At 49.6% G+C, this 15,947-nt stretch carries 15 protein-coding genes and 1 pseudogene; all 16 read right to left on the reverse strand.

The genetic code is table 11. The features are described 5' to 3' along the window. Nucleotides 1-7: 7 nt before the first annotated feature. The 16 genes and pseudogenes from IEV56_RS02650 to IEV56_RS02725 all read right to left on the reverse strand — a co-directional run bounded on the left by IEV56_RS02650 (nucleotide 8) and on the right by IEV56_RS02725 (nucleotide 15,783). Nucleotides 8-706, reverse strand: a complete 699-nt coding sequence (locus IEV56_RS02650) for a WecB/TagA/CpsF family glycosyltransferase (RefSeq protein ID WP_188447443.1) — start codon at nucleotides 704-706, stop codon at nucleotides 8-10. Then, nucleotides 687-1,880, reverse strand: coding sequence for a delta-aminolevulinic acid dehydratase (locus IEV56_RS02655; RefSeq protein WP_188447445.1), 1,194 nt, complete (start codon nucleotides 1,878-1,880; stop codon nucleotides 687-689). The genes IEV56_RS02650 and IEV56_RS02655 overlap by 20 nt, the downstream gene beginning before the upstream one ends. Before the next feature lie 11 nt (nucleotides 1,881-1,891). Next, nucleotides 1,892-2,962: a glycosyltransferase family 4 protein gene (locus tag IEV56_RS02660; RefSeq protein WP_188447447.1), complete on the reverse strand. Its 1,071-nt coding sequence runs from the start codon at nucleotides 2,960-2,962 to the stop codon at nucleotides 1,892-1,894. Continuing rightward, on the reverse strand, nucleotides 2,952-3,857 hold the full coding sequence (locus IEV56_RS02665; protein WP_188447449.1) for a polysaccharide deacetylase family protein: 906 nt from the start codon (nucleotides 3,855-3,857) through the stop codon (nucleotides 2,952-2,954). The genes IEV56_RS02660 and IEV56_RS02665 overlap by 11 nt, the downstream gene beginning before the upstream one ends. Beyond that, nucleotides 3,854-4,504 carry a hypothetical protein gene (locus IEV56_RS02670; protein WP_188447451.1) on the reverse strand — a complete coding sequence of 217 codons (651 nt, stop codon included), beginning with the start codon at nucleotides 4,502-4,504 and terminating at the stop codon, nucleotides 3,854-3,856. The genes IEV56_RS02665 and IEV56_RS02670 overlap by 4 nt, the downstream gene beginning before the upstream one ends. Further along, nucleotides 4,501-5,604 carry a GNAT family N-acetyltransferase gene (locus IEV56_RS02675; protein WP_188447453.1) on the reverse strand — a complete coding sequence of 368 codons (1,104 nt, stop codon included), beginning with the start codon at nucleotides 5,602-5,604 and terminating at the stop codon, nucleotides 4,501-4,503. Before IEV56_RS02675 ends, IEV56_RS02670 begins: the two co-directional genes overlap by 4 nt. Beyond that, nucleotides 5,601-6,935, reverse strand: a complete 1,335-nt coding sequence (locus IEV56_RS02680) for a hypothetical protein (RefSeq protein ID WP_188447455.1) — start codon at nucleotides 6,933-6,935, stop codon at nucleotides 5,601-5,603. The genes IEV56_RS02675 and IEV56_RS02680 overlap by 4 nt, the downstream gene beginning before the upstream one ends. Then, a complete protein-coding gene (locus IEV56_RS02685; RefSeq protein WP_188447457.1) occupies nucleotides 6,932-8,107 on the reverse strand; it encodes a glycosyltransferase in 1,176 nt (391 codons plus the stop codon). The genes IEV56_RS02680 and IEV56_RS02685 overlap by 4 nt, the downstream gene beginning before the upstream one ends. Beyond that, the gene (locus IEV56_RS02690; RefSeq protein WP_188447459.1) at nucleotides 8,100-9,218 is read right to left on the reverse strand and encodes a glycosyltransferase family 4 protein; all 1,119 of its coding nucleotides are present in this window, start codon (nucleotides 9,216-9,218) and stop codon (nucleotides 8,100-8,102) included. Before IEV56_RS02690 ends, IEV56_RS02685 begins: the two co-directional genes overlap by 8 nt. Before the next feature lie 274 nt (nucleotides 9,219-9,492). Further along, nucleotides 9,493-9,645 (reverse strand): annotated as a pseudogene (locus IEV56_RS10570) (DapH/DapD/GlmU-related protein); the annotation flags it as partial. Between the two features lie 291 nt (nucleotides 9,646-9,936). Beyond that, nucleotides 9,937-10,536, reverse strand: coding sequence for an acyltransferase (locus tag IEV56_RS02700; protein WP_188447464.1), 600 nt, complete (start codon nucleotides 10,534-10,536; stop codon nucleotides 9,937-9,939). Nucleotides 10,537-10,545: 9 nt separating this feature from the next. Further along, on the reverse strand, nucleotides 10,546-12,045 hold the full coding sequence (locus tag IEV56_RS02705) for a lipopolysaccharide biosynthesis protein (protein ID WP_343207479.1): 1,500 nt from the start codon (nucleotides 12,043-12,045) through the stop codon (nucleotides 10,546-10,548). A gap of 13 nt (nucleotides 12,046-12,058) precedes the next feature. Beyond that, nucleotides 12,059-13,054, reverse strand: coding sequence for a UDP-glucose 4-epimerase GalE (gene galE, locus IEV56_RS02710; RefSeq protein WP_188447468.1), 996 nt, complete (start codon nucleotides 13,052-13,054; stop codon nucleotides 12,059-12,061). Nucleotides 13,055-13,064: 10 nt separating this feature from the next. Beyond that, nucleotides 13,065-14,345, reverse strand: coding sequence for a nucleotide sugar dehydrogenase (locus IEV56_RS02715; RefSeq protein WP_188447470.1), 1,281 nt, complete (start codon nucleotides 14,343-14,345; stop codon nucleotides 13,065-13,067). A gap of 29 nt (nucleotides 14,346-14,374) precedes the next feature. Then, nucleotides 14,375-15,382 (reverse strand): NAD-dependent epimerase, encoded by a 1,008-nt coding sequence (locus IEV56_RS02720; protein ID WP_188447472.1) that lies wholly within the window; start codon nucleotides 15,380-15,382, stop codon nucleotides 14,375-14,377. Continuing rightward, complete coding sequence (locus IEV56_RS02725) at nucleotides 15,379-15,783, reverse strand: MarR family EPS-associated transcriptional regulator (RefSeq protein ID WP_188447474.1); 405 nt, start codon at nucleotides 15,781-15,783, stop codon at nucleotides 15,379-15,381. Before IEV56_RS02725 ends, IEV56_RS02720 begins: the two co-directional genes overlap by 4 nt. Between the last annotated feature and the right edge of the window lie 164 nt (nucleotides 15,784-15,947).

The following is a 15,947-nucleotide window of genomic DNA, read 5'->3' on the forward strand; positions in this document are numbered from 1 at the left end:
TTTCAGGTCAGAAACGTCCGGCATACAGCCGGAACAGGAAGCGAATTAGATGAATCTGGCGTTTGATTCGGGTTGGCTCCTGAAGCAATCGATACAACCACTCCAGGTGATGTTCCACCCACCAGGCCGGTGCGCGGCGAACCTGTCCGGTGTACACATCGAAGCTACCGCCCAAGCCCTGATATAGCGCCGAATGGGCACGCTGCATCTCTTCCATCAGCAGTTCCTGCTTGGGCGAACCCATGGCCACGAACACCACATCCGGTTTCTTATCGGCGATATCGGCGATCAGGGCGTGCTTCTCGTCCTCATTGGCCAAGTAGCCGTTTCGATAGGCCAGAATCCGGATGCCGGGGAATTCTTCGTGCAAGCGCTCTACCGTAGCTTGAATCACCGAATCCCGGCCGCCGACCAGATAGAAGGTCTTGTCCTGCCAATGGGCGCGGATGATATCCAGCCACAGCTCGCAACCGGGGATTTTGACGGCATCGCCCTGACCTTTCCGGCGCAGGCCGAGCACGGCACCGATACCGTCCGGATAGCCGATATTGCGGTTAATGATGTTGCGGGTCTGTTCGGTGGCATGCAGAATCTTCTCCGCATTCACGGCCACCAGAAGACTGCCGTTGGCGAAAGCGTAATCGATCAGCGCCTGACGCGAGGGCGGCGCATGGACCTTGACACCGTTAACCAGTCTGCTTTCCATGCGTCTCCAAAAGGTAATAACTCAAGGCGTTGAACATGAAGGCGTTGCTCCAGCGCATGTACGGAATCTTAGAGCTGACGCCGCGCTTGAGCTGGTAATAGAAGAACCCTTGGCTATCCTGCATATTGGCCAACGTCCAATCGGCGACCTTTCGGCACAATGCGGCATGCGGCTGGAAGCGCCCCATCACGCTCAGTGACACCCACAGCTGGCCGGGGCAATGGATGTCGATGGGATAGGTCCGGTTGTGGTAATACTTCGGCGTACCATCAGCCAGAAAGAAGTTGGCCAAATAGAAATCCAAGCCCCGCTGCATGGCGTCGTCAAAGCTGCTGTCCTCACAGAACCGGGCATAGTGCGCCATGGCGTCCAGGTTGTAGCCGGTGTGGAAACTGTCAATCCAGGACTGCACCGGCAACAGACCATACACCCACGATCCATCCGCCGCCTGCCCTTCGCAGGCCGCACTGACGATCTGCCGGGCAACGGTTTTATACTCTTCGTTGCGGGTATACCGGTAGCACTGGCTAAGCAGCTTGGCACCCAGCAAGGAGGCGTTATAGACCGTATCGTTGCCCGGTAACGGGCTGTAGGAAAGGATGAAGCCGCCTTTTGACTCGGTTCTATGCAGATTCTTCAGCACGAAATCGGCCGACGACAGGGCGGTATCCAGATACAGCCGGTTGCCGGTCACCTCATAGGCCTGGAACAAGGCGCTCGCACAGAAAGTGGTGGCCACTACCGTCGGCGTATGGGCCGGGAACAGGAACAGGCGGCGCGCCTGCCAGTCGAAGTTATAGCCCCAACACGCGCCGGAATAGCCTTTGCTTTGCAAGCTAATCAATAGCCGGGCGACCTCGTCCACTTTGGCACGCAGCTGCTCCAAGGTTCCAAAGCGGGTATCGCCCTGCTCCGCCATCCGGTACAGGTTGCAATAGCCGTTCAGGAACAGCCCGACGCCTTTGGCATTATGCTGTTTGGGCACGCGCAATAGCGGGCGCAGGTTGAATGGCGATCGCTTGCACAGCTGGATCAGCACCAGTCGGGCCAGATCCCAGTGCTTGAGCGGCATTGCCTGGAAGATAGTCGAATTCAGGCCGTCGTAAGGGTCCCAGCCCTTGTAGTTTTCGGCCTCACAATAGGCTCTTAATTCGGAAAATGATTTAGCAATCATATAAGTTGAATTTATGATTTATCACGAACAATCACTTCGTAAATTGAAAGCATTTTCTTTCCTACAATATCAGCGCTGTAATTGTTCATGATTGTTTGAGTGGCATTTATTCCGATATTAAATCTTATTTCATCATTTTCCAGCAAATAGAGAATTGCCTCAGCCAAAGCCTTCTCATTGCTTAGTGGAACAAGAGTTCCATTTACGCCAGACTTGATGATTTCAGGAATTCCACCTACAGGAGTGGCGATTACAGCAACGCCCTGAGACATGGCTTGCAGGATACTAACAGGAAGCCCCTCGGAATGACTCGGGAGGCAAAGAATGCTCGCGCGCTGATATGCAGCGAGAAGCTCTTCCCCCTCTATCCAGCCAGTGAATGCGACATGATTGCTTAAGCCTAATTCTTCAGCATGTCTCTTGAATCGCTCAACTTCGCCATTTCCGGCCACAACCAGTCGAGACTCTGGAATTTTTTTAACCACAATTGCAAAGGCGTTAAGCAACTCGAAACACCCTTTGGCCTTCATTATTTTTCCAGCGAAAAGAATCTCGCGAGACCTGATATCTCTTGAGAAATTAGACATAACTGGATACGGACAAGGATTAGGCAAAACGTCAACTTTATTAACACCGAGAATCCGCTTCAGCTGAATAGCGGTACCTTCAGACAATGCTATAACGGTAGTAGCACACTGAGAAAAATGTGTAATGATCCATTTTTCTATTCCATTGGCATTATTAACGAAATCTATGAAATGCGATGGATGAATATGAAGCACATACGGTTTTCTAAAAAGCAGCGCTAGAGACATAAACAAGGCTTTCCGGTAAAAACTTGTTCCTGATGATGTATGAATATGAACAAGGTCGGAAAATGGAAGTCTTAGCAAATAGTTGATGTAAGCAGAAAATAGAGATGCAATCTTACGAATAGTGCTACGGTCATCCATGGTTTCAGCCCAGTAAGCTGAAACCAGGGAAAGCTCGCCGCTACTCATAATGGCAGCAACTGAGGCTGAAATGCCGCCTTTTGAGCGACGCCCAGGGGCAACGACAAGTACTCTGGTTTTACGCGCCATATTCAGTCGCCACGCTTTTGAATCTTCTTACCTTCTTCAGCAAATACCACAAGCCAGATGCTTGAAGAATCGCCTTGTTCAAACTTGCGTCGTCAGAAACCCCTAGATTTGGCAGGGCCAAAGGATCGGAATGAGCCGAAATGAATCCAGGACGGATAGTCCGCGCAGTCGAATATCCGGCACTGCGAACTGCATCTTTGACTTCTTCGTTCCAGTCGCCATTCGGATAAGCGAAATGCAGTATTTTGCAGCCTAGACTAGTTTCGAGAGCGTGGCGCGAACCAAAAAGCTCTTCACGCAATGTTTCCGCATCGCACTGAGTAAGAATTGGATGGGAAACTGTATGACTTGCAAACGAGACACCCGCACGTCCAAGCATGTCGATTTCGGCATAGGAAAGTGCGTGCCGGTCATGATTTTCGTAATTTTTATCGTTCTTGGAAATTTCAAAGCTTTCCAGTGATCTTAGGCGCTCGCTATTCGGCAGCCGTTTCAACCGTTGCAATTCGGCAAAATTGAGCCCCGGATGCTTGAACCAGAATTTTTTATCGGTGTCAATTATTCCGGATACAAGGTAGATGGTAACCGGCACCTGGAAACGGCGTATACAATCAGCCAAGACGGCATTTCCGGCATGACCATCATCGATGGTTATTACCATTGGTTTTGCTGGCAGATTGCTGAAATTACCAGATCTCAAAGCTTCATAGAGCCGATCAAGGCTAATAATTGAATATTCTTTGCTGAAATACGCGAGATGCTCAGAAAAGGTCTTAGTAGATGGATTATGGTAGTTAATCAATGTGACTTTACCACTCGCCATAATGGAACGCGCCAGCCATGTGATGCCAGTCCATCGAAGCGTCCAGGAAAGAGCATTTACAAAATGTTTCATGGAGCCACCGCGCCGTTCATCGAGCGCTCAAGGCGAACCGCTGCTGCTGTATTGCTCAATCGTCGCACCGATATTCTTTGATGACTTCCGAATAACTTATAAGTGCAGACATTTATAGCTGGCTTAAACCCGTATGCCATCCAGTTTCTTATGGCGATTCGATTATCGTAGACAATGAAAACAACAGGCGTGAAGCCAGCCGGCACCAGAGTTAACCTCGCTGCATTCAGAATTTTCCCCAACCCAGAACCTCGATGTAAAGGAGATACAAAAAGGTTTTTCATGATCACTACATTTTCAGGAATGGCCACTTCAAAGCCTTTAGCGAAACGATAAATACCTGTCTTCTGTACCCAGGCCGAGCCAACAAGAATACCGTTCTTCACAACTCCAATTCCAATTTCTCCATTCGAGAGCATTGATTGGAATTTATCGATATCTTGAGCGCCGACCCCACCGCAGTCGATCAGTCGATTCATCTGGAAAGAATCGATAGATATAACATCATTTAAGCACGCACTCGACCCCCTAAAATCAGGCATTTCGAACACAACATATTTCTCATACTCAAAAATACGCCTAATTAACGACAAGGCAGACCGCCTGATGAAATGATAAAGCCCATATTGTTTAATTTTATCAGTCATGATCGAATCCACTTTACCAGCCTATAGTCGCGGATTCGCGAATAAACTTGCTTCGCTTTATCTCTGCCGTACAGGAAGTACCACGCTACGAATCTTGCCTTCAACGAGGATCCACATAGGACATATAGTTTGTTTTCGTAGATCCTTGGGTCCGGAGAGTAGCTGAGCTTGTAATCATAGTAACCGGCCATAAAATCAATTTTATGAACGCCTTCATCAATCAGCTTTTCGACCAAGTAGGCGATACTTAGAGCGCCAGGAGAAAATTTTTCAAATCCCGGGTCATAACTAGTATTCCAATCATAAAAGCAGTTTTCATGAATGAATCCAAGTCGATAAGATATAAGCCTGCCATTAGCACGAATGCCTAAGAAAGCCATCAAACTATCACGAAATAATTCCGAGTTACTATCCCTTACCGCCTGCATGTATTCGTGTGAACGCCTTGGTCGAGTAGTACCCCATCGAAGTTTTTGAATCTCGAATGTTTCATCAAAAACGGATAAATACACATCTTCCGATTTAGAGAATACGGATTCAATTTTAAATTCGCTCTCTAATGCTCTCTGTTTTTTTCTTATATATCCTCTACGATTCTTGCTAAGACTCTGAAGATATCCATCATATGTACCTGTATTGATATCCATAGAAATAGTCTTTACAAGAGTCTTCGACAAGACGGATTTTTCTGAACTCTCAATAAATTCAGAAAGCTTGCATCTGGTATTGACATTGAACAGGAGTACAGCGGAGAAATCACGACTTTTTAGAATCTCGCTCAAAACTGCCGCATAACAAATATCGGGCATGATGGACGGTGAAATCACGAAATCAAAATAATCGCCATAATTCTCTGGCATGGATCTGAGACATTTAATGCCAAACAACGTATCTATGATGAATGGCGCGAGCGCGACCACCACGTCATTTTCATCGTAAGCAACGTAAATTCTTACCTCTTTTCTGCTTCCGAGGTTATTCCACCATACACTACACCAAGACCATCTGCTTTGAGGAAAACAACAGGACTTTTTCTCCAAATCTTGCCATATTTCCTTGAGAGCATATGAGTTGATATCGGAATAAATTTCGATTTTCATCGCGATACTCTTGAAACTCTAGCTGCCTGTCGACTGAAAGAAATCGCGCTCATTAGAAAGAAGACAAATACCATTAAATCGCCCATGATCATGTATGATCCATATATTAGCGATATGACCAAAACTACAATTGCGTAACCAGCCATCGACAGTTGGAACGATTTCCAAAACGGATCATTTTCCGAATTCGAAAGCTTAATAAACCGACCGAACATATATACGTAAAATGCGAGCCAAACAATCGTCCCAGGCCAACCGATTTGCACTAAGAGCCATGAGAACCCTGTTATTCCATACAGCACACCAAATTGCTCTAGGCCTCCACCGTATTGCATACCGTACATATCTTCAGATTTCTCACGGCCTGCTCCATCGATTTCTGTCTTCAAAAGCATCCCTGGGCCAAAACCTACCATGGCAGTTGAAGCGCTATCATTGACTTCATCCAAGAATACTTTTGTAGTAGAAAACCGGCCTTGTGCTTCGTTATTTTGGCTATAAGCATCAACTTGACTACTCATGAAATAGTCAGTTACATAACTGATATCAAAACTTCCCATCACCATGCGCTCAGGATTCAATGTCGGCGTTAGTCTCACAGTTGCATAGAAAGCCAAAACGAATATCATTCCGATTCCAAGAAGATGAGGAGCCAGCTTAAGTAGCTTGCTAACTCTTACATCGACGGATAGCCATAAGCTGAACAACCCGACCAGTGGAACCAGGACAAAGACGGCCCGCTTTCCGCCAATGATTCCAAACGCAATAAATCCGACAAGTGCAAGAAGATAAGCTAGGCGCCTTCTGTAACCTACATAGAAGCTGACCAAGAATGCCGTAGCTACCATGGGTATCGCGGTTGAAAGCCCTCCGCCGTGAACGGCGTAAGTTCCGATAGCACTTTCACCCTGCCCATATATGAGCAATTTTCCGGCCGCGACTGGAATCTGGAGCAGGAACAGGAAGGCAAGTGACCTAAACGCCCATAGCTGGGTCTTTTCACTCAGCCCGATATTCAGAAGCACAATGAACATCACATAAAACCGAACCAAAAGCCTGAGAAATAGAACAACGCTGATCCAAGCACTATCTGTTACTAGGGCGGATAGGATAGTGAAGACCAATAATGCTAATAGATATGCGATGCCGAAGACCTTTATCTTGAATCCGCGCTCCTCGGACCTGACCATTGCCAAAACAACCAGTCCTGAAATGCAAATATCAGGAATAATCGAGTTCAGCATTGATGGCATCAGACCATAACCCACCAAACTACCGCCAAAGAATAGGCTGAACATAGCAATGGCAAGCAAGATTCTTACGGCATTCATGACTGTAGCTTTTTCACTTTAATCAATGTCGCGATGAAGCTACCAAGAACATCAGCTTGTGACTTCCATGTGTGGAACGAGATAGCTTGATTTCGTGCCAATACTGACAATTCGGGAAATCTTTTACGTTCAGCATAGGCTTCTCTAATGCTCGCAGCCAGAGAAAGTGGATCATCGCCTGCCGAGAAGAATGCGAAAGGACTTCCTTTGAGAACATTGGTATGCGCAGGAATCGGCGTTACAATCACTGGGCGGCCGCAGGATAAATATTCGAAAAGCTTGATCGGCGAACTGGTATTCCAACCTTTGAAATCCGGCAGCGGGATAATTCCGGCATGGCAGTGATTGATCATTTCTGGAATCTGGGAGTTCGGGACTGTTTCATGGAGTATCACCCGGTCGTAAAGATCAAGCCGAACGAGCTCTTCCATCACTTCCTTTTCGCGGAGCGAGCTAACCAAGTGAAGCTGGACTGGGATATCCTTGACCAAGGCCATAGCCTGTACAAGCGAGAGAAGCCCCCGGCTCCGAGACAGAATTCCGCCATGGTAAATCAAGCGGAACGTTTCTTCTTCTGGAATCGGATATCTGGTGAATTTTTCGGCATTCACACCGGAAGTCCATATGGCTGATTTGTGCTCGGGAAGCTGGAATTCCGCAATGCAATGCCTCTCCATTTCGAGAGTAATGTAGGTAATTCCGGAAAATTGCGTCGCAGCCAGTGCTAGGGACTTCTTGAGCACAGAATTACCCCGAGCCTGGTTGTCCCCGACCGGCAGAGTCCGGACATCGAAAACAGTAACGAATCGGCATTTATCCTGCAACAACCGAATGAATTTGAGTAGTAGATATGGTGGTTCGCCATTGATTATTACGGCGTCTGGGCGAAATTCCAGTACTGCCTTAAATAATGACCAAAGCGCCGTGATTCGCAGAACTGCCTTTCCAATAATCCCGGAGCCGATTCGAGGAACATAGTCCACAGGAAAGCCACCAGCCACCAGTGGTATAGGCGCGTTTCTGTATAGCGTTAGGAGCCGGACTTCAAAGTTGGTTGAGAGCTCATTAATCATTTCCAACCATGTCGCTTTATCCACGGACTTGTCGAAGAGCTTGAACGCAAACCAAAGGATTTTCGGACGATTTGTTGGTGAAATTGGCCGATTAGCCATTCAAAACCTCAGCCAATATTTTTTTAAAATGACTTGTTATTGCAGATAATGAATGCTCTTTTAAAGCATACTGCACTCCGCGCCGGCCCATTTCGTTTCGAACATCCGGATTGCTCAACAGATATTCGAGATCGCCACAGAGCCGATTGTAATGTCCTGAACAGATTCCCAAGCCTTCCTTATTCAAAAGTTTATCCGGATCAACGCTTAGGCTGAGTACGGGAACACCTCGTTGCCATGCCTGAATAAATGTATTGGAAAACCCCTCATATTCACTAGTATTTACCAAGACGTAAGCTTGGCCCAACAATGAGTTGGTCTCAGCTTGAGAAAGCTCGCCAAGCCAATTGATATTTCCAATTTCCGATAGTCTTCTGATTAATGAGGCAGATTGATTCTGGTCCGGAATGCGGCCGACCATTACGAATTCCACATCTTTTCTACGCCTAAAGTTCTCTGCCAATTGGATAAAGATTTCGGGTCTTTTTATTTTCTTGAAATTCCCAATAAAAATGACAAGCAAAGGCTGTTTATAGCCATGAGCAATGACATCCACATCAGGATGGCCATTTTTAAGAATAGTGCCGCTCAGATTAAATCGTCGATTAAGGCAATCCAGTTGATCACTCGACTGCAAAAGAATCGAGTCGGCTCGACGAATACCGTAAATCCGTAAAGCATTTTCGACCCATGACCCAGGACTATTCAATCGGAACCTCAGTGGCAATATATCTTCTTGACTTGCACATGCCCAAATGAATTTAAAGTCACGGATTTTGGATAAATATGCCAAGATTCCTGAAGCGGAATTTGCCATTCGCTGATAGATAATTTTGGGATTTTCTTTTTTGATTACCCTATTTATAAACGCAGCATTGGCAATATATCCCTTGTCTATCTTTGCAAGCCTACTTTCGGGCTTAAAAAAATATACCCGATCACCATTGAGCTCCTGGTAACCTTTTTTATGCGTACTGAGAGAGATGAAAAACGGATCATAAACTGTCTTATCCAGCGATTTAGCAAGCAAATATGTCTGATACTCTGAACCACCCGAAATCTCCGGATAGTAACAATTGAAGAAGCCAATTTTAATCCGCTCAACGGTCATTTTTCGACCCAACACCAGCTTTATCTAGAAAATCTGAAAAATCTTTAAATATCGGAATATTATTCTTCCGGTAAAACTCGACTGACCCACCAAGTTGTTTTTCAATGGGAACACCTTCAACTGACTCATCCGGCCGGAGAAATAGGGGGAACTCTTCCCAGAAGTCAGCAGGAACGGGCTGGCGCCCAAGTGACTCTTTAATAGACTTTGCATACGCCAAAGCCTCGTCGACATATTCAGTCTTACGTTTCTTGTAATACTCCTGAATGGGCATTACTACTCGCGCAGGATTTCCTACTGCAACACTGTTTGAAGGAACATCGCGAGTCACAACTGAACCGGCGCCAATAATTACATTGTCACCAATAGATACACTTTTAAGAATTATGCAGCGCGCACCCAAAAAAACATTATTTCCAATCTTGACCTTTCCAGACGAGGCAATTACCTCATCAAATATATTTCTGAGAACGAACCAGTCGTAACCGTGAGTGAGCAATGTTACGCCGCGCGTAAAAATCACATCATTACCAATCTCCACCAAGGATGGCCTAGTAGTATCAATTGAGATGTCACTCAACCCATGAAATTCAACACGATCACCGATTAAGCAGCCTCTCTTACGAAGCCATTTCACATATCTTGACGAACTCGACTTTGCATATCTATAAGAAAGACTGTTCAAAATATTTTTTATCATAAATAAATGCCAAATGATTTATTCATTTCTCATCCGGATAACCTTAGCCGGCACGCCACCCACTATGCTGTATGGCAGCACATCTTTGTTTACCACGGCGCCAGCAGCGATAACCGAGCCCTTTCCAATCCGGACCCCATCTAAGACGGTAACGCCGCCGCCAATCCAAACATCGTCCTCGACGATAATCCCTTTCGACTCTATACCCTGAAAATGAATTGGCACATCAACTTGATCAAAAACATGATTTGCTGAAACGAATATTACATGGCTGCCTATTCGAACATAATCCCCAATAACAACACCCCCAGAACCATGAATAATCGAATAAGGATTCAAGGAGCACTCTTTTCCCATTCTTATAAATCCGGTCTGTGCCCGTAGTGTCGTAAACGGATGGATATAGCAATTCTCACCAATACTAATCTCTCCCTTGCCTGCCAATATTCTGCAGAAATTCCCGACTACTGCTCCTGAAGAAAGGGAGATCGATTTCCGACTACCCAACTCTATATGTTTTCCGAGCACTACCCCTCTACCGATCTTACCAATCCCAAAATATACGGTATGAATTCGTATAAAGTTCATTGCATTTCTTACGAGATCTAGCAAAAGCATTTTGCCACCTCAAATTATTGAATATGAGCCAGGAACAACTCGATTGATGAAATGGCGCTCGCCACTCGTAAATGGACTAAAAATCCGAATTGCCAGGTAATAAACGATGGCGCTGAACAAGATGACTGTACTTAGTGAAACCAGGCCGGTAACGTAATTACGTAAAAAAATAATTACTAAACACATCCCTAACGAACTCGATGCGATTTTAGCTATTCCAGTCCAATCAACATCAATCTTTAAACTTTTATTCATTCTATAAAAACAGTAATAATTTTTGAAAAATGTACAAATACAAGTTGATATCACAACGCCCATTACGCCATATTTCTTTACCGCGACAATAGACAGCAATATGTTTAAGACAGCAAATACTTTGCTATATAGAATTACGCTAACTTTTTCTATTGCTTGGAGAACCAGTCCTGTCGGATATGCAAACATGTTAATTACGGAAAATAACGCCAAAAGCCAGAATATGCTTTCTGCTTCAAGGTAATCATCTTTGAATACATACGTAATTAATGTATCGGAAAGAACAAATATCCCGAAAGCAATTGGGATAAGCGCTACTCCACTAATCTTCAAAACGAGATTGAACATCTTCTCAAGATCAACCGGATTTTGGCTTTGAGCGTATTTCGAGAAAAACGAAGTTCTTATGACGTCGGCCAAGACAGCATGCGGTAGGCAATTGTTAATCATTTTAATTACCCTATCGGAAAACGCATAAAGTGCGACCGCAGAAGGTCCGAGATAGGCTGTAATGATTATAAAATCAGTCGAAACACCCAGAATTGACCCGCCAATGTCATTCAGAGAAGACATTCCTCCATATTTAATGATTCGTGCGGAATCAAGATTTTCATCCTGAGTTAAGCGATTTGTGGAGGGGAATGCTTTCTTGTAGAAAATCCATTGAATTATGGCCCAAGCTGACCAGGATAAAGCTTCAACCCATAGCAGACCCGTAACGCCATAACCTGACTCAAGTACAACTAGCGCCATTCCTCCACGCATCAGAACATAGATGGCATTTGATATGGCTGAATATTTGTGCAAAAAAGTCGAATGCAGAACAACGGTAAGTAGGCCAGCCTCCAGATAAGCGACTATCCCCACGCCGAACACCATAAAATAATTGCTGAAATCAGGAATCTTGAGAAATCTTCCGACAGGGTCACTTAAAATCCAAATAATGACCACAACCAGAACTGATGAAACCATTCTGACTAGGAGACCATAAGATACGAGCCGAATTAATAGTCCGACTCTATTTTGTTGCAAGGCTTCTGGTATAAACCGTCGAAAGACATCCTGAATGCCAAATGACGCAAGTGCAGCTACAATTCCGATAAGCGAAAAAAGAACGGAATAAACTCCATATTCATGCACACCCAAGGTACGTACGATATACGTTGTGATAAAAAATCCGACACTTAAGCTTGTCAACAACTTGACCAAAGACCAAAAGTTACTATTCCGGATTGCATTATGAAGACCAGTCATATCTGACTACCAATTATTTATTATTAAATTTCCAAGCACTGTTGCACATCAAATCAAGTCCCCGCGCCGCACGCCAATCAAGCTCTTGCTTGGATTTATCTGTCGCTGAATAAACGAGAGCAGTATCACCAGGTCTACGGCCAACAACTTGATATGGGATTTTTTTATTACTTGCAGTCTCAAATGCGGATCGCATCTCCAAAACACTACACCCATTGCCAGTTCCAAGATTAAAAAAATCATGGCACACAGACTGGCTATTCAAATGCGCCAAAGCAGCTAAATGGCCTTCGGCTAAATCCATGACATGGATGTAATCACGGATACCGGTCCCATCCGGCGTCGGGTAATCGTTACCGAACACATTCAAATGCGGTAACTTTCCCGCCGCCACCCGCGCGATATACGGCATCAGGTTGTTGGGAATGCCGTTTGGGTCTTCGCCGATCAGGCCGCTTTCGTGCGCGCCCACCGGATTGAAGTAACGCAGGCTGGCGATGCGCCATTCCGGATCGGCGGCCGCCATGTCGCTCAGCATCTGCTCGATGTGCAGCTTGTTCCAGCCGTAGGGATTGGTCGGCGCGGTGGGGTGGGCTTCGTCGATGGGCAGATACTGCGGCTCGCCGTACACGGTGGCGCTGCTGCTGAACACCAGACGCTTCACGCCGGCATCCTGCAGGGCTTGCATCAGGCACAGGCTGCCGTACACATTGTTGTGGTAGTAATCCAGCGGCTTTTCGACGGACTCGCCCACCGCCTTCAAGCCGGCGAAATGCACCACGGCATCGATGTTCTGCAGCTTCAGCACCTCGGCCAGCAGGCTGCGGTCGCGGATGTCGCCCTCGATGAACAGCGGGCGCGTGCCGAGGATGGTCTCCAGGCGGTCAACCACCTCCGGCTTGCTGTTGCTCAGGTTGTCGTACAGCACCACGTTATGGCCGGCTTCGGCCAGCACCACGGCGGTATGGCTGCCGATGTAGCCGGTGCCACCGGTTAAAAGGATGTTCATACCATAAGCCTCACAAACGGGCGTCCACGGCGTCTTTGCCGAACAGGCCCTTGATGTCGTACACCACCGCATCGGTCACGCCCAGTGCGCGCAAGGCCTGAATGCCCATGTCGCGGTATTGGTCGTGCGCCACGGCCAGCACCACGGCCTGGTAATCGGCCGAGGCCGGCAGATCGCGCATCAGGCCCAGACCGTATTCGTGCATGGCCTCGTCGGGGTCGGCCCAGGGGTCGTGGATGTCGACCTGCACGCCGTAGCTGCAGAATTCGGCCACCAGGTCCACCACGCGGGTATTGCGCAGGTCCGGGCAGTTCTCCTTGAAGGTGAAGCCCAGCACCAGCACCTTGCCGCCGTTCACCGGCTGCCGCTTGCGGATCATCAGCTTCACCACTTCCGAGACGATCTCCTTGCCCATGCTGTCGTTGATGCGGCGGCAGGCGATCAGGATGTCGGGGTGGTAGCCGGCGCTCAGCGCGCGCTGGATCAGGTAGTACGGATCGACGCCGATGCAGTGCCCGCCCACCAGGCCGGGCTTGAACGGCAGGAAGTTCCACTTGGTGCCGGCCGCGGCCAGCACGTCGTGGGTGTCGATGCCCAGGCGGTGGAAGATCAGCGCGAACTCGTTGATCAGCGCGATGTTGGCGTCGCGCTGGGTGTTCTCGATGACCTTGGCGGCCTCGGCCACCTTCATGCTCGGCGCCAGATGGGTGCCGGCGCTGATGATGCGGCGGTACAGGGCGTCCACCGTCTGCGCGGTCTCGGGCGTGGAGCCGGAGGTGATCTTCGGGATGGTGGTGAGTCGGCGCTCCTTGTCGCCGGGGTTGATGCGCTCGGGCGAGTAGCCGCAGAAGAAGTCGGCGTTGAACTTCAGGCCGGACACGCGCTCCAGCACCGGCACGCAGACCTCTTCGGTGGCGCCGGGGTACACGGTGGATTCGTAGATGACGATGTCGCCGCGCTTCAGCGCGCGCGCCACGGTCTCGCTGGCGCGGATCAGCGGGGTGAAGTCCGGGTTCTTCTTGTCGTCCACCGGGGTCGGCACCGAGACGATGAACACATCGCAATCGGACAGGTCGGCGGCGTCGCAGGAAAAGCGCAGGCGGTGCGCCGAAGCGATCTCATCGCTGGTGGTCTCCAGCGTGCGGTCGTGACCCTGCTTCAGCTCGTCCACGCGCGCGGCATGTATGTCGAAGCCGAGCGTGTCGAGCTGCTTGCCGAACTCCACCGCCAGCGGCAGGCCCACGTAGCCCAGGCCGATGACGGCGATCTTGTGTTTGCTGATGTCCTGCATTGCGTCCTTTCCCCTATGTTGAAATCGATTCAGACCTTGTAAAAACTGCGGTACCAGTCCACGAACGCCGGCACGCCCACTTCCACCGGCGTGGCCGGCGTGTAGCCGGTGGCCTCGTGCAGCGCGTCGACGCTGGCCCAGGTGTCCGGCACGTCGCCGACCATCATCGGCATCAGCTCCATCTCGGCCTTGCGGCCGATGGCCTGCTCCAACAGCTCGATGTAGCGCAGCAATTGCGTATTGCGGCCGGAGCCGATGTTGTAGATGCGGTACGGTGCGGTGGAGCTGGCCGGATCCGGCGCGTCGCCGTTCCAGTCCGCGTTCGGCGTGGCCGGGCGGTCGCAGGCGCGGATCACGCCGTCCACGATGTCGGACACGAAAGTGAAGTCGCGGGTGTGCTTGCCGTAGTTGAACACCGGGATCGGGCGCCCCTCCAGGATGGCCTTGGTGAAGCTGAAGAACGCCATATCCGGCCGGCCCCAGGGGCCGTACACGGTGAAGAAGCGCAGGCCGGTGCACGGCAGGCCGTATTGGTGCGCGTAGCAGTGCGCCATCATCTCGTTGGCCTTCTTGGTGGCGGCGTAGAAGGTCAGCGGATGCTCGGTCGATTCGGTTTCGGTGTACGGCATCTTGGTGTTGCCGCCGTAGGCCGAGGACGTGGAGGCGTACACCAGATGCTCCACGCCGTGGTGCCGGCAGCCTTCCAGGATGTGCAGGAAGCCGGTCAGGTTGCTGTCGGCGTACACGTGCGGATTCTCTTTCGAGTAGCGCACGCCGGCCTGTGCCGCCAGGTGGATCACGCGCTGCGGGGTGTGCGCGGCGAACACCGCCTCCACCGCGGCGCGGTCGGCCAGGTCGGCGGTGATGTGGATGTAGTTCGGATGCGCCTGCAGCCGCGTCAGGCGCGCGTGCTTGAGCGAGACGTCGTAGTAGTCGTTCAGGTTGTCGAAGCCGATGACGGTGTCGCCACGGGCCAACAGGGTTTCGGCGGTGTGCATGCCGATGAAGCCGGCGCTGCCGGTGACCAGGATGTTCATGGGAATTCCTTATGGTTCATGCGCCCCTCGACAGGCTCGGGGCGCGGTTCAGGTGGCTGAGCCCGCCGAAGCCCATCCTGCCGCAGTGATTCGATTTCGCGTTGCAGGGCGGCGTATTCGGCCAGCTTGCGTTTCAGAAAGGCGTTGGTCAGCGCCGCCCGGTGGCGGATGCCGTCCGGCGTCAGCACGTACACGTAGCCGAATTTGTTGCGGCTGTCGCTGAAGTTCTGCATCTTCACCATGCCCTTGGCGATCAGCGCCTTCAGGCAATAGTTGAGCGCGCCCACGCTGATGCCGGCGTTCTCGGCCAGATCGCGCTGGGTGGCGTCCGGCTGCTGCTCGAGCATCCGCAATACGCGGAACTCGGTGTCTTCCTGCAGGTTTTTCTGGCGGCTGGACATGCGGGGCGGCGGGCGGGTTTGTTCAACTTTGAATGGTACGCCCGCTTGGAGGGCGGCACAACCTGAAAAATTCTTAGAATCCCCCTGCGGTCGAATCCCCCTGCCCTTCGGGCTTCCCCCTCCCAAAGGGGGAAGTTCGCCTCAGGAGTGCGCACCTCCCTTCC

It is taken from the genome of Arenimonas maotaiensis, assembly GCF_014638745.1.
Classification (GTDB): Bacteria; Pseudomonadota; Gammaproteobacteria; order Xanthomonadales; family Xanthomonadaceae; genus Arenimonas; species Arenimonas maotaiensis.

Excerpts from the sequence above, each read along its gene's own strand:
- IEV56_RS02650 (WP_188447443.1), bottom strand. The coding sequence starts at position 706 with ATGGAAAGCAGACTGGTTAACGGTGTCAAGGTCCATGCGCCGCCCTCG.
- IEV56_RS02655 (WP_188447445.1), bottom strand. The coding sequence starts at position 1,880 with ATGATTGCTAAATCATTTTCCGAATTAAGAGCCTATTGTGAGGCCGAA.
- IEV56_RS02660 (WP_188447447.1), bottom strand. The coding sequence starts at position 2,962 with ATGGCGCGTAAAACCAGAGTACTTGTCGTTGCCCCTGGGCGTCGCTCA.
- IEV56_RS02665 (WP_188447449.1), bottom strand. The coding sequence starts at position 3,857 with ATGAAACATTTTGTAAATGCTCTTTCCTGGACGCTTCGATGGACTGGC.
- IEV56_RS02670 (WP_188447451.1), bottom strand. The coding sequence starts at position 4,504 with ATGACTGATAAAATTAAACAATATGGGCTTTATCATTTCATCAGGCGG.
- IEV56_RS02675 (WP_188447453.1), bottom strand. The coding sequence starts at position 5,604 with ATGAAAATCGAAATTTATTCCGATATCAACTCATATGCTCTCAAGGAA.
- IEV56_RS02680 (WP_188447455.1), bottom strand. The coding sequence starts at position 6,935 with ATGAATGCCGTAAGAATCTTGCTTGCCATTGCTATGTTCAGCCTATTC.
- IEV56_RS02685 (WP_188447457.1), bottom strand. The coding sequence starts at position 8,107 with ATGGCTAATCGGCCAATTTCACCAACAAATCGTCCGAAAATCCTTTGG.
- IEV56_RS02690 (WP_188447459.1), bottom strand. The coding sequence starts at position 9,218 with ATGACCGTTGAGCGGATTAAAATTGGCTTCTTCAATTGTTACTATCCG.
- IEV56_RS02700 (WP_188447464.1), bottom strand. The coding sequence starts at position 10,536 with ATGCTTTTGCTAGATCTCGTAAGAAATGCAATGAACTTTATACGAATT.
- IEV56_RS02705 (WP_343207479.1), bottom strand. The coding sequence starts at position 12,045 with ATGACTGGTCTTCATAATGCAATCCGGAATAGTAACTTTTGGTCTTTG.
- galE (WP_188447468.1), bottom strand. The coding sequence starts at position 13,054 with ATGAACATCCTTTTAACCGGTGGCACCGGCTACATCGGCAGCCATACC.
- IEV56_RS02715 (WP_188447470.1), bottom strand. The coding sequence starts at position 14,345 with ATGCAGGACATCAGCAAACACAAGATCGCCGTCATCGGCCTGGGCTAC.
- IEV56_RS02720 (WP_188447472.1), bottom strand. The coding sequence starts at position 15,382 with ATGAACATCCTGGTCACCGGCAGCGCCGGCTTCATCGGCATGCACACC.
- IEV56_RS02725 (WP_188447474.1), bottom strand. The coding sequence starts at position 15,783 with ATGTCCAGCCGCCAGAAAAACCTGCAGGAAGACACCGAGTTCCGCGTA.